Annotated in this window: 11 protein-coding genes; 9 read left to right on the top strand and 2 right to left on the bottom strand. The window is 68.4% G+C overall.

The annotated features are described in order from the left end of the window. The 4 genes from DD1DGNOD_RS14805 to lnt all read left to right on the top strand — a co-directional run. A partial coding sequence (locus DD1DGNOD_RS14805; protein WP_131770400.1) for an Lrp/AsnC family transcriptional regulator occupies positions 1 to 280 on the top strand: 280 nt, incomplete at its 5' end. Positions 281 to 440: 160 nt separating this feature from the next. Beyond that, positions 441 to 2156, top strand: coding sequence for an amidohydrolase family protein (locus DD1DGNOD_RS14810; protein ID WP_131770401.1), 1716 nt, complete (start codon positions 441 to 443; stop codon positions 2154 to 2156). A 916-nt stretch (positions 2157 to 3072) separates the two neighbouring features. Continuing rightward, positions 3073 to 3447: a DMT family transporter gene (locus tag DD1DGNOD_RS14815; RefSeq protein WP_165035014.1), complete on the top strand. Its 375-nt coding sequence runs from the start codon at positions 3073 to 3075 to the stop codon at positions 3445 to 3447. Between the two features lie 182 nt (positions 3448 to 3629). Continuing rightward, positions 3630 to 6284: an apolipoprotein N-acyltransferase gene (gene lnt, locus DD1DGNOD_RS14820; protein ID WP_131767091.1), complete on the top strand. Its 2655-nt coding sequence runs from the start codon at positions 3630 to 3632 to the stop codon at positions 6282 to 6284. A 75-nt stretch (positions 6285 to 6359) separates the two neighbouring features. On the opposite strand, the gene DD1DGNOD_RS14825 is transcribed toward lnt, so the two are convergent. Beyond that, on the bottom strand, positions 6360 to 6710 hold the full coding sequence (locus tag DD1DGNOD_RS14825; RefSeq protein WP_131767033.1) for an RNA polymerase-binding protein RbpA: 351 nt from the start codon (positions 6708 to 6710) through the stop codon (positions 6360 to 6362). 120 nt (positions 6711 to 6830) lie between these two features. Here DD1DGNOD_RS14825 and DD1DGNOD_RS14830 point away from each other — a divergent pair, with 120 nt between their 5' ends. The 5 genes from DD1DGNOD_RS14830 (at position 6831) to DD1DGNOD_RS14850 (ending at position 11700) form a co-directional block, all read left to right on the top strand. Further along, a complete protein-coding gene (locus DD1DGNOD_RS14830) occupies positions 6831 to 7301 on the top strand; it encodes a DUF4267 domain-containing protein (RefSeq protein WP_346434330.1) in 471 nt (156 codons plus the stop codon). Positions 7302 to 7338: 37 nt separating this feature from the next. After that, positions 7339 to 7791, top strand: coding sequence for a peptide-methionine (R)-S-oxide reductase MsrB (gene msrB, locus DD1DGNOD_RS14835; RefSeq protein WP_131767035.1), 453 nt, complete (start codon positions 7339 to 7341; stop codon positions 7789 to 7791). Between the two features lie 723 nt (positions 7792 to 8514). Then, a complete protein-coding gene (locus tag DD1DGNOD_RS14840) occupies positions 8515 to 10161 on the top strand; it encodes an AMP-binding protein (protein WP_131770403.1) in 1647 nt (548 codons plus the stop codon). 91 nt (positions 10162 to 10252) lie between these two features. Beyond that, positions 10253 to 10876: a cyclodeaminase/cyclohydrolase family protein gene (locus DD1DGNOD_RS14845; protein WP_131767037.1), complete on the top strand. Its 624-nt coding sequence runs from the start codon at positions 10253 to 10255 to the stop codon at positions 10874 to 10876. Further along, positions 10873 to 11700 carry a bifunctional 5,10-methylenetetrahydrofolate dehydrogenase/5,10-methenyltetrahydrofolate cyclohydrolase gene (locus DD1DGNOD_RS14850; RefSeq protein WP_131767038.1) on the top strand — a complete coding sequence of 276 codons (828 nt, stop codon included), beginning with the start codon at positions 10873 to 10875 and terminating at the stop codon, positions 11698 to 11700. The genes DD1DGNOD_RS14845 and DD1DGNOD_RS14850 overlap by 4 nt, the downstream gene beginning before the upstream one ends. A 24-nt stretch (positions 11701 to 11724) precedes the next feature. Here the strand turns inward: DD1DGNOD_RS14850 and DD1DGNOD_RS27070 are convergent. Further along, positions 11725 to 12147 (bottom strand): GGDEF domain-containing protein (locus DD1DGNOD_RS27070; RefSeq protein ID WP_165036741.1); only part of this gene is annotated, 423 nt, incomplete at its 5' end.

Below are 12147 nucleotides of genomic sequence, written 5' to 3' on the forward strand. Positions count from 1 at the left end.
CGACGCCGCCGAGGTCGGCCTCCCGCTCACCGCGTTCGTGTCGATCAAACCGATCGACCCGAGTCAGCCGGACGACGCCCCGGAGCGGCTGCGGGACCTGACCGCCATCGAGGCATGCCACAGTGTCGCCGGTGAGGAGAGCTACCTGCTCAAGGTCCGGGTCGGCACCCCGGGCGACCTGGAAAGCCTGCTGCAGGAGATCCGCGCCGCGGCGAACGTCTCGACCCGCACCATGGTCGTCCTGTCCACCCCGTACGAGGCACGGCCACCAGCCATCTGATGCCTCCCAGGGTCGCCGGCCATGCACAAAGAGACATGATCGTGTCGTTATCGGCCTTCCTCCGTCGGCTGGCGCGTGATTCTCGACGACACGGCCGATCCACCGGGCACCACGGCGTCCGACACGATTTCCGGCAGGCACACTTTCAGGTGTGACGGACATGTCGTCGAACCCGCGAGTAGCCAGGGGAGCTGGCCCTCTGGACGGACAGGACGGACAACCGGTGGGCGCCGTAACGGTTGAACCCGACAGCAGGCGGCGCGTCCTCTACCGCGGTGGCCGGGTCCACAGCCCGGCATCCCCGTTCGCGACGGCGATGCTGGTCGAGGACGGCAGGATCGCCTGGATCGGCTCGGACGCGGCCGCCGACGCCCTGACGGCCGAGGAGATCGTGGACCTCGACGACGCCGTGGTCACGCCCGCATTCGTGGACGCCCACGTGCACGTGACCGCGACCGGGCTTGCCCTCGACGGACTCGACCTGTCCGGGGCGCCGTCCCTGGCCTTCGCCCTCGACCAGCTCGCCGAGCATGTCCGGCGTCACCCCGCCACCGTCGTGCTCGGCACCAACTGGGACGAGACGGCCTGGCCCGAGGCCCGTCCGCCCACAGCCGCCGAACTTGACCGCGCGGCCGGCGGCGCGGCCGTCTACCTCTCCCGCATTGACGGCCACTGCGCGGTCGTGTCGTCCGCGCTCGCGGCCCGCTGCGGCGCACCCGGCATGCGGGGATGGCTCGGGGACGGCCGGTGCCAGGGCGAGGCCCACCATGCGGCCCGGACCACCGCCTACGACAACGTGTCCGTAGGCCAGCGGCGAGCCGCCCAGCGCCGGACCCGGGCGCATGCCGCCGCACTCGGCATAGCCGCCCTGCACGAGATGGCCGGGCCGGAGGTCTCCAGCGCGGACGACCTCAGCGACCTGCTCACGCTCGCGGCCGCTGAACCGGGTCCCGCCGTCCACGGGTACTGGGCCGGGGACATCGACACCGCCCTCGCTCTCGGTGTCGGTCTCGGCGGCGACCTGTTCGTCGACGGATCGCTGGGATCACGCACCGCGGCATTGCGCGCCCCCTATGCGGACGCCCCCGGCGGCGCCGACGGCCACACCAGGATCAACGACCACGGCAGTGTTGATGACCGGGGCCTGCTGCACCTGGACGCCGACACCGTGTACGAGACGGTCGTACAGGCCACCGAGGCCGGTCTGCAGACCGGCTTCCACGCGATCGGGGACGCGGCCCTCGACACCGTCCTGGACGGCCTCGACCGTACGGCCGACAAGGTCGGCCTACCTCGGATCCTGGCAGGCCGCCACCGCGTCGAGCACTGCGAGATGGCCGACGCCGCCCAGATCGCGCGGATGGCCCGCCTCGGCCTGGTGGCCGTCGTACAACCGGCCTTCGACGCCTGCTGGGGAGGCCAGGACGGCATGTACGCCCGGCGGCTGGGAGCCGACCGGGCGGCCACGATGAACCCGTTCGCCGCGATGGCGGCCGCGGGTGTCGTCCTTGCGTTGTCCTCGGACGCTCCGGTGACCCCGCTGGACCCATGGGGTGGCGTGCGTGCCGCGGTCGCGCACCACACGCCGTCGGCGGCGCTGAGCGCTCGGGCGGCGTTCTCCGCCGCGACCAGGGGCGGGTGGCGGGCGGCCCGGGCCGACGGTGACGGCAGTGGGCTGCTCGCACCCGGCGCTCCGGCGACGTTCGCGGTCTGGCAGGTGGCGGGGGAGCTGGTGGTCCAGGTGCCGGACGCCCGTGTCACGGCATGGTCCACCGACCCGCGGGCGGGCGTCGCCGGGCTGCCCGATCTCGACGGACCCACCCCGACCTGTGTACGCACGGTCGTGCGCGGCACGGTCGTCCACGATCTGCTGTAGGGCTGACGACCGCGCGATCATATTTTGCCGTTCGGGCAGCCCAGGTCTGCGGGTCACTGATCGGCCGGTGAGCAACCCGTCCGTCCCGATCCCGTCCATGGACACAGAAAGGGCCCCGGACCGCCCTTCGGACCGACTCCCTGCCCGCCGGATGCGGGCAGGGACACCGTTGTCTAGGGGACGATCTGGGACCCTCCGGGCTGCCTTGCAGCTCCTCCTTCGTCGGCGACGAGAAACTTCCTGTCCAACCCCACCTCCGACCGGGCCTGGTACCGGGCGGTCACGGACGCATGAGCGCCCGGTGGCCGCTGGCCGGTCTAGTCGACAGGGAAGGCACTCCCGCAGCCGCCTCATGAGTGGACAAGATGAACGGTACCGGTCGTTACTCGGTTGCTGTCAACCACACGTTCTATCCCGGTCTTCCTCCCGTTCTCCTCGATCCTCCCCGAAGCGGCGCAGCCCCCCGCCCCGTCAGCACGTCAGGCAGGCATGACATGCGCAGGGTTGCGCATTGTTGCACAGTATAAATTGTGTAGAAGTTGTTATTTCGCGGCACGCACCCGCACGCCAGATACGGTTTCGTCACCGATAAACCTATCCACAACATGGAGACTATTTTTCAGGAATGTCAATCAACTAGTAATCAATGTTTGCAAAACTAGCTGCGATGCGTCGCGATTGTTCCAGCTACGTGGACACGCCGATCCGAAGATGCGCAGGGTGTTTGGTTGCGTGCTACGTGTAGTACTGTCGACTGCGGTTCCGAACGAGACCCGATCAGCGGTACCTGCACGGACCACGAGCGGGCCGGGCCGTCGGGAATGAGGCCCGGGAAGAGGTAATGACCGCCACGGATGTCACCCGCCGCACCGTCGCCAGACACAGACGAACGACCGATCGCTCCCGAAGGACCCTGATGAGCTGGATGCTCCTGGTGGCCGCGATCGCCTGTGACGTGGCGGCCACCTACGCTCTCGCAGCCTCCCACGGCTTCCGCAACCCGATCCCCTCGGTACTCGCCGTCCTCGGATTTCTCCTGACCACCTACTTCTTCGGGGTTGCGCTCACCGGGCTGGGCCCGAGCGTCTCGTACGCGGCCTTCGGGGCGTTGGGGACCGCCGCGGTTGCCGTCATCGGCATCGCTTTGGGCACGGAACACGCCAGCTGGATCAAAACGGGATCCCTGGTTCTGATCATCCTCGGTGTGGCGCTGCTTCCTCTCGCCAACCATCGGGAAAAAGACACGTCACCGGCCCCTGCGCGGGTTTCCGGGCAGATCGACCGAGGTTAGCGGGCCACAGGCGTCGCGATCATGCTTTTCTCGCGGTGCCGGAAGCCCAGATCCTCAGGCCGCTGAGGAGACAACCGGGCTCCGCATACGCCGGCCAGTGAGGCCCGCGGGTGGATGTTTCACCGACCCGGTCGATCGCGGGCCGGCCGGTGACCGACACTAGGACTGTGACAGCCCAGGACATGCTGACTGCTGGTCGCGTTGCCGCGTCATCGCCCACCGGCGTGTCCGACATCGGCGAGGACGCCTCGCCGGCCCGACGGCTGATCCGGCCGCTGCTCGCGATCATCGCCGGTGCGGCGCTGTACCTGGCGTTCCCGCCGGTTGGGATCTGGCCGCTGGCACCGGTCGCCGTGGCCGTCCTCACCCTTGTCGTGCGCGGTGTGCGCCTGCGCTGGTCGTTTAGCCTCGGCATGCTTTTCGGTCTGGGCTTCATGCTGGGGATGCTGCGTTTCGTGATGTTCGTCGGCATCGACGGCTGGGTGGTGCTGTCGGTCGGCGAGGCGGCCCTGCTCGCGGTGGTCGCCCCCGCGACCACCGCGGTGATGCGGGTGCGTGGCTGGCCCCTGTGGGTGGCCGCGGTGTGGGTCGCTCAGGAGGCTGTGCGCGGACGCGCGCCATTCGGCGGTTTCCCGTGGGGAAAGCTGGCTTTCAGCCAGGCGGGCACACCGCTGACTCCGCTTGCGGCGCTCGGCGGCTCGCCGCTGGTGACCGCCGCGGTCGCCGGCTGCGGTGCGCTGCTGGCCGCGGCCGCCATCCGCTCGGGTGTGCTGACTGCGGGTCCCGCCGGCTCGTCCTGTTCGTCCGGCGTGGGTGACACAGGCACGCCAGGCACCAGGCGCAGTTGGGGACGGACGGCCGCGGCGACGGCCCGGCCACTGGGTGGAGCCGCCGCCGTGACGCTGGTGGGTCTTGCGGTACCGCTACCGGCCACAGCGCAGACCGGCACAGCGCAGGTCGCGGCGATCCAGGGCAACGTCGCGCAGGCCGGGGGTCTCAACGCGCTCGGACGCATGTTCCAGGTCACCACCAACCACGTCACACAGACCGAACAGCTCGCGGCGGATGTCGCGGCCGGCCGGACCCCCCAGCCTGACCTGGTCCTGTGGCCGGAGAACGCCTCGGACGTCGACCCGCTTGCCAACCCCCGCGCGGGCGCCCTGCTGAACCGGGCCGCCCAGGCGGTGGGTGCTCCCGTCCTCGTCGGCGCGGTACTCGACGGGCCAAGTCCGAGGAAGGCGCGCAACGCGGGGCTGGTGTGGGAGGGGGATGGCTGGGCCGGGCAGATGTACGTCAAGCAGCATCCGGTGCCGTTCGCCGAGTACCTGCCGGGTCGGGCCGTCCTCGAAAGACTGGTCAGCCGGTTCGCCACCGAGATGCCCAACGACTTCGTCCACGGCACCGCGGTCGGGGCACTGACCATCCATGACATCACCATCGGTGATGTCATCTGCTTTGAGGTGGCCTACGACGGGCTCGTCCGCAGGACTGTCAACGCCGGTGCGCAGCTGCTGGTCGTGCAGACCAACAACGCCTCGTTCGGGCGTAAGGGCGAAAGTGAGCAGCAGCTGGCCATGACCCGGCTACGCGCGGTCGAACACGGGCGGGCCGCGGTGCAGGTGTCCACCAGCGGCCAGAGCGCACTGATCCTTCCCGACGGCCGGATCATCGCACAATCCGGGTTGTACGAGGCGGCTGCCCTGACTGCCGCGCTCCCGTTGCGCACGGGGCGTACCCTTACCGACCGGCTCGGCATCATCCCGGAGACGGTCTTGGTGATGATCGGACTGTTCGCTGTAGCGTTCGGCCTACGGACCGGGCAGGCGTCGGCACGACAGGCATCCGTGTTCGACCGGACCGCCGGCCACCGGCCACAGTACGGGCAGACAGGCGGCGGCACCGCCGACAACAGCGCTGGCGACATCGAAAGGAGCCGCGTGGACGGCGAGCGCGTTCTCGTGTGTGTTCCCACCTACAACGAACGGGAGAACCTTCAGGACACGGTCAACCGGCTCCGAACGGCCAATCCGGACGTGGACCTGCTGGTCATCGACGACGCGAGTCCCGACGGCACCGGTCGGATCGCTGATGACCTCGCCGGCGCCGATCCTCATGTCCACGTCCTGCACCGCGGTACCAAGGAGGGTCTGGGTGCGGCCTATGTAGCCGGCTTTGGATGGGGGTTGCAGCGCGGCTACGGTGTCCTGGTCGAGATGGACGCCGACGGCTCACACCAGCCGGAGGAACTTCCGCGCCTGCTCACCGCTTTGCGCGAGGCCGATCTGGTCATCGGTTCTCGCTGGGTACGCGGGGGAGAGGTGCGCAACTGGCCGCGTACCCGGCTGTTGCTCTCCCGCGGCGCGAACGTGTATGTACGGGTCGTTCTCGGTATGCCGCTGGCCGACGCGACCGCGGGTTTCCGGGCCTACCGGGCTGAGGTCCTGCGTAGTCGTGACCTTGATCGGGTTGCGTCGCAGGGATACTGCTTCCAGGTCGATCTGGCCTGGCAGGCGTGGCGGTCGGGGTTCCGCCTCAGCGAGGTCCCGATCACCTTCGTCCAGCGCGAACGCGGGCGGTCGAAGATGAGCCGGGCCATCGTGGGGGAGGCGCTGTGGCGGGTGACCTGGTGGGCTGTGAAGTCTTCTTGGCGCGGTCGGCTGGCCCAGGGTGACGGCCGCGGTGTTCGGCGTCAGGGGAGTGCGCTTCCGGCGAATCGGAAAGGTCAGGAAGGCTCGGGTCCCCAACCCGGCGGAAGCCCCGGCCCGGTGCCGCTTCCCGCGGCACGCAGGACCCCTGAGGGGCAGCAGGAGCAGTCGACAACGGGCGTCCCGGTATGACCCGAGGTGACACGCGTGTGACCGACCGGACTACCCCGGGTGGCCACACGCGTCGATGCTGCTACAGCAGGCGCGTCAGGCGGATCGGCGATCCTGCCCAGCGCCCCGCAGAACCGCAAGCCGCTCGGCCAGTACCTCTTCAAGGTCGTCGGTGGTACGCCGCTCCATCAGCATGTCCCAGTGCGTGCGCGGGGGCTTGCTCTTCTTCGGCTCCGGAACCTCGCCGTCGACGATGACCGATCCGGCACCACAGACACGGCATTCCCAGACTGCCGGGACCTCGGCCTCGGCAGCGAAGGGCATGGTGAACTGGTGGCCGTTCGGGCAGTCGTAGGACGCGGTCTGGCGTGGCGCGAGTTCGGTGCTGCGATCCGTCTCGTAGGAGACTGCACCTAGACGGCTGCCTCGCAGGATGCGCTCGCCCATAAAAACCCTCCCGAGCGTCGATACCAGTGAGGAACTCAGACTCACCAACGCACGGGATCTGTGGGACGTTCCCACGAGGACAAGGCCGGTGACGAGATCGCGCTCACACAAGGTATAAAAATGATCACATTTAGAGCTCCTTTTGTTACGTACAGTCAGCGAACTGGCCTCTTCGGAGTGGCGCGATGCGTGATCGGTGTCGGATTGCTGACACGTCCCACCGGATTCGTGCGCCTCGCCGGAGTGGACCGGGTCACTGCCGAACGGACGGCGTGGATCACCCAGCTTGCGGCAGCCCGTGATATTGCTCTCGGCGCCGGTCTGCTCGCGACGCTTCTGCGGCGCGACAGCGGACCGGTCCGGGGCTGGCTGTGGGCGGGCATGTTCGTCGACATGGCCGACGCGGCCGTGCTGCTCGCCGCCGGCATCCGTCGTGACGTCGCGCCGCTGCCGGTCGCGGTCGCGGTGGTGGCTGCGGCCGGCAGCGTTGTCCAGGCGGGCGCACTCGTTGCGCGTCCGGCCGCCGGCACGGGCGCAGAAGGCGCCGCGCCGATCCTGGCGACATCGCCGGGGAACGAATCCGCTGCCTGAAACGTCCCACAACACAAGGAGAGGGGAGTGAAGTGGCATGAGCGACGACAAGGAGGCCACTGTGACAGCGCACCAGGTCGTCAGGACCGAGGAGGAGTGGCGCAAGGGACTCCCTGCGGAGCGTTACGCCATTCTGCGTAACGCCGCCACCGAACCACCTTTCACCGGTTCCTATACGTACAGCAAGGAAACCGGCATCTACCGTTGTGGGGCATGCGGGAACGCGTTGTTCGACTCATCCACGAAGTACGACTCCGGGTCGGGATGGCCGAGTTTCTACCAGCCCACGGTAGCGGAGGCGGTGGAGCTGGTGGAGGACCGCTCCCACGGCATGATCCGTACAGAGGTACGGTGCCGACGTTGTGGATCACACCTTGGGCACGTGTTCGACGACGGTCCCGAACCGACCGGTCAGCGCTACTGCATGAACTCGCTCGCGCTTGATCTCGACTCGGCCGACCCGTCGCCTGACGCGGAGAACGCGATCTGACCGGGAGAACATGGCTGTAAACGTGGGTGTGGAGGGCGCGGACCCGGCGGGGCAGTAGGGCTATTGCCCTCCTCCCCCACACGATGCTGTCGCGCCGATAATCGACATTATGTCAAGTAGACTGGGTGAACCCCCATCCGAGCCGCCCGCGGTACCCGTGTCACCTCCCGACAGGCCTGGCGTCCTGGGCGTCGGGCCGGCTCACCTCGGCCGGACCCCGTGAACGTTGCTCCCAACCGTCCTTGCGGACGTGTTCGAGAGGAATTTCCCGCGTCCGGAAATTTCTCCCCGCCCTGGAGTCGGCCGGGGCGAGGTCATCTATTCGACACTCGCTCGACATTCGGTGGTAGGACGACGGGGTTATTCGACGGCAAGTCGATGTGGTGGACGACAGTTGGGCGCACTGGTCATGGCGACACCGTCCCGGCGGGATATGCTCATCCCCCACGGGGGTCGGGATCACGGTCCCGCCGGGCGGGAACGCCCGAGGACGGGGCGTTCGGTTCAAGGGTTTAATTACGGGTAGCGCGAGGAAGCCGCCGTTTCCCCCATCGATCCATATGTGACCAGCAACACCCCGGGTAACATCGCATCGGCCCGTCGGCAACTGATATAGCGGTCTGGGATGGTTTGCATGGAGAGGGGTACTACGAGCGCTGCTGGAAATCCCCCGACATCAGGCGGAGCTTATTTACACGAGAGTCGGCGAAGGTGGTGGTGAAAGTGACATCTGTGACCGAGTGGTTGGGCGTGTGCGGCAGGGAACAACCGGGCCAGGTGTACCTCAGAGAGGCTCGCGGCAACCGTTCGGTCACCTACGGCGAGATGGCTGCTCTCATTCAGCGGTGGCGGACCGATCTGGACGCGCACGGCCCGCGGGTGCAACGGCGGATCGCGATCCTCGTGTCCGATCCCCTGGACTTCGCCGTGGTCTTCCTCGCAACCCTTGCAAGTGGGAGGCACGCGGTTCCCCTGGATCCGGACGCCCCACCCGCGGAGCTGGAACGAGCCCTGGAACGAACCCGGCCCGATCTGGTGGTCACCGATCGATCCCTGCCTGCTCCGTGTGACATCCGCCAGCTCAGCCCGCGGATGGCCACCGAACACACCGCCGCATTGCCGTCGGACTGCGGTTCCGACGGCACCGACCTCGGTGACGGCGGTGCGAGTTGCCGGGTGCCGGGCGGTGTCCTGGTGACGGGTTCAACGGGTTCGGTTGCGACCGAGGCAGTCAGGGAGATCTTTCTTGACAGCGAGCAGCTCGCTCACGTGGCTGCCGCCGTCGCGCACCACCACCAGCTGAGCCGGACCGACATCGGTTACAGCCCGCTACCACTGGTCCACGTCAACGCTCAGGTGGTCGGGCTGCTCGCCACTTTGTGCAGCGGGGCTACCCTCGTTCTCGACCGCCGGTTCCGCCGCCGTGGATTCTGGACGATGATCAACAATCATCAGGTGACCTGGATCAACGGGGTTCCGGCGGTCCTGGCCCTGCTGGCCATGGATCCCCACGCCGCTCGCGCCCGCGACTGCCGTGTCCGGTTCGTCCGGTCTGCCTCGGCTCCCCTGCCCGTTTCCGTGTTACAGGCGTTCGAGGAGGCCACCGGCGTCCCGGTGCTGGAAACCTATGGCATGACCGAGGCCGGTAGTCTGATAACGGCGAATCCACCGCAGGGGACCCGCAAGCCAGGGTCGGTGGGTCTGCCGGTGGGAAGCGAGGTACGCGTCGTCGATGACGACGGGATGCTGCGTCCGCCCGACCAGGTTGGCAAGGTGCAGATCCGCGGGCCCGGGGTCATTCGCGCATATGCCGGCCCGGCTGGTGGCGACAGGTTCACCCCGGATGGCTGGCTGGACACCGGCGACATCGGCTTCGTCGATTCCGACGGCTATCTCTACCTGTCCGGCCGCAGCGATGACGTGATCAACTGTGGCGGTGAGAAAGTGTCCCCCCGCGAGGTCGAGGAGGTCCTGCTCGCCGACCCGCGGGTATGCCGCGCCGTGGTGGTGGGCCGGCCGGACGCTGTTCTCGGTGAGGTGCCCGTCGCGCTGGTCGTGCCGGTGGATGTTCCCGATCCCCTGCTTGTGACCGAGCTCGCGGAACGGTGCGAGATCGGCCTCGCCAAATTCAAACGGCCGGCCAGCATAGAGATCGTCTCTGATCTCCCCGGTGGCCGGACCGGCACGATCCGGCGGACAGATTCAGAGGGCCAACGACGGCGCGATCACGTTTTTCCCGCGCTCGGGGTTCCCCTCGGATCCGGGGAGATCCGGAAGCCGGTCCAACGGGCCCGGCAGGCCCAGGTGTCCGGATCGCTGGAGGGCCAGGTCTCCGGATCATTGAACAGTCCTGTCCTGCAGAGGCTCTGAACCGACAATCCGTGGGCTTGCTACGGTGCAGTGCTGTCGGCCGTGGGAAGCATGGTTGGGCAAGCAGAGTCAACAGGTAGGAGAGGGTGCCGTGGATGACGAGACAATGGCGGAGTTTCTCGCCGATCTGGCTTCCCCCGCGCCCGCACCGGGCGGTGGCGCTGCCGCGGCGCTTCAGGCCGCTCTTGGCGCGGCGCTGGTGAGCATGGTTTGCAACCTCACTATTGGCAAGCCCCGTTACGCCGAGCACGAGGCGACGATGCTTTCCGCCCGGATCGAAGCCGACAAGGCAAGGGCTGAGGCGCTGGCGCTGGCCAACGCCGACGCCCGCGCGTTCGCGGCGGTCAGCGACGCCTACAAACTGCCGAAGGGCACCGAGGACGAGCGGGCCGAGCGCAGCCGGGCGATCCAGGCCGCGCTGGGCACAGCGGCCGAGGTGCCGCTGCACACCGCGGCGGTTGCCGCGGCCGTGGTGGGACTGTGCGCGACAATCGTCGACGGCGCGAACGTCAACGTCCTCAGCGATGTCGGTGTGGCTGCTGCCAGTGCACGCGCCGCACTGGACAGCGCTGCGATCAATGTGCGGGTGAATACAGCGGCGATGACGGACGCGGGTGCGCGGGAGCGCGCAGCCGCCGCCCTCGCCGAACATCTGACGTCTGTGGCTACGGCTGACGGCATCGTGCGCGCTGTCGGGGAGCGGATCGGATCATGAAGTTGCTGGACGGGCGGTCCATGGCCGCAGAGATCGGACGAGGCGTCGTCGACGACGTGGAGCGGCTGCGCGAGGCCGGCAGGGTGCCGACGTTGGCTGTGGTCCTGCCGGGCACTGACGCGGCAGCCCGGTCCTACGTCAGAGTGATCGAACGCGGCGCGGCGAAGGTGGGAGTCCGCTGCGTCGTCCACGAACTGTCCGGGGACACCGCCGAACTCGTCGCCACGGTCGACCGGCTGGCCGCCGACGACGAGGTGCACGGTCTGATGGTGCAGACCCCCCTTCCTCCGGGGGTGTCCGCCACCGACATCGGGACCCGCATCCCCCCGCACAAGGACGTCGACGGGATGAATCCGCTGAGCCTGGGTCGCCTGGCCCTGGGCCTGCCGTGTTTCGCGCCGGCCACCGCCGCCGCGGTGCTGGAGATCCTGCACCGGGGTGACATCAAGATCGCCGGCATCCATGCGGTGGTCATCGGGCGCAGTCCGGTGGTGGGCAAACCCGCGTCCCTGCTGCTGCTGGCCGAGGACGCCACGGTGACGATCTGCCATTCCCGGACGACCGACCTGGCCTCGATCGTTCACGAGGCCGACGTCGTGGTGGCCGCTGTCGGCCGCCCTAAGATGATCGGCAAGGGGTTCATCCGGCCGGGTGCCGTCGTCATCGACGTGGGGACGAACGTCACCGAGTCCGGTCTGGTCGGCGACGTGGACGCCGACGCCGTGGCGTCCGTGGCGGGCGCTCTCACCCCGGTTCCGGGCGGAGTGGGGCCGGTGACCACGATGCTGCTGCTGCGCAACACCACCAGCGCCGCCGCCTTGTGAACCGTCGGGCTGCACCGTGAACCGTCAGGTGGTCGTTCGGGCGTGGGGGGCGACCCCGGCCGCCAGGCGGACGCAGTTGCGCCCGTCGGCCTTGGCTCGATAGAGCGCCGCGTCCGCGGTTTCCAGCAGGGCGGGCAGATCCACGTCCGCGCCGGTTGCGGTGGCCACGCCGACCGAGACGGTCACGGACACGTGGACCACGCCGGCGGACTGGCCGTTCACCCGGCAACGCATCCCGGCTACCTGGCGGCGGATCCGGTCGGCGGCACGGGCGGCGTTGTCGAGGTCGGTCTCACAGAGCATGATCACAAATTCTTCGCCACCGAACCGCCCGACAAGATCACGAGGTCGGGTGGCGGCGCGCAGAGCGTCCGCGACACACACGAGGACGGCGTCACCGGTCAGATGGCCGAACTGGTCGTTGACCCTCTTGAAATGGTCGATGTC

This window comes from Candidatus Protofrankia californiensis, from assembly GCF_900634765.1.
GTDB classification, from domain to species: domain Bacteria; phylum Actinomycetota; class Actinomycetes; order Frankiales; family Frankiaceae; genus Protofrankia; species Protofrankia californiensis.

Excerpts from the sequence above, each read along its gene's own strand:
- DD1DGNOD_RS14850 (WP_131767038.1), top strand. The coding sequence starts at position 10,873 with ATGAAGTTGCTGGACGGGCGGTCCATGGCCGCAGAGATCGGACGAGGC.
- DD1DGNOD_RS14830 (WP_346434330.1), top strand. The coding sequence starts at position 6,831 with ATGATCACATTTAGAGCTCCTTTTGTTACGTACAGTCAGCGAACTGGC.
- lnt (WP_131767091.1), top strand. The coding sequence starts at position 3,630 with ATGCTGACTGCTGGTCGCGTTGCCGCGTCATCGCCCACCGGCGTGTCC.
- DD1DGNOD_RS14825 (WP_131767033.1), bottom strand. The coding sequence starts at position 6,710 with ATGGGCGAGCGCATCCTGCGAGGCAGCCGTCTAGGTGCAGTCTCCTAC.
- msrB (WP_131767035.1), top strand. The coding sequence starts at position 7,339 with ATGAGCGACGACAAGGAGGCCACTGTGACAGCGCACCAGGTCGTCAGG.
- DD1DGNOD_RS14815 (WP_165035014.1), top strand. The coding sequence starts at position 3,073 with ATGAGCTGGATGCTCCTGGTGGCCGCGATCGCCTGTGACGTGGCGGCC.
- DD1DGNOD_RS14810 (WP_131770401.1), top strand. The coding sequence starts at position 441 with ATGTCGTCGAACCCGCGAGTAGCCAGGGGAGCTGGCCCTCTGGACGGA.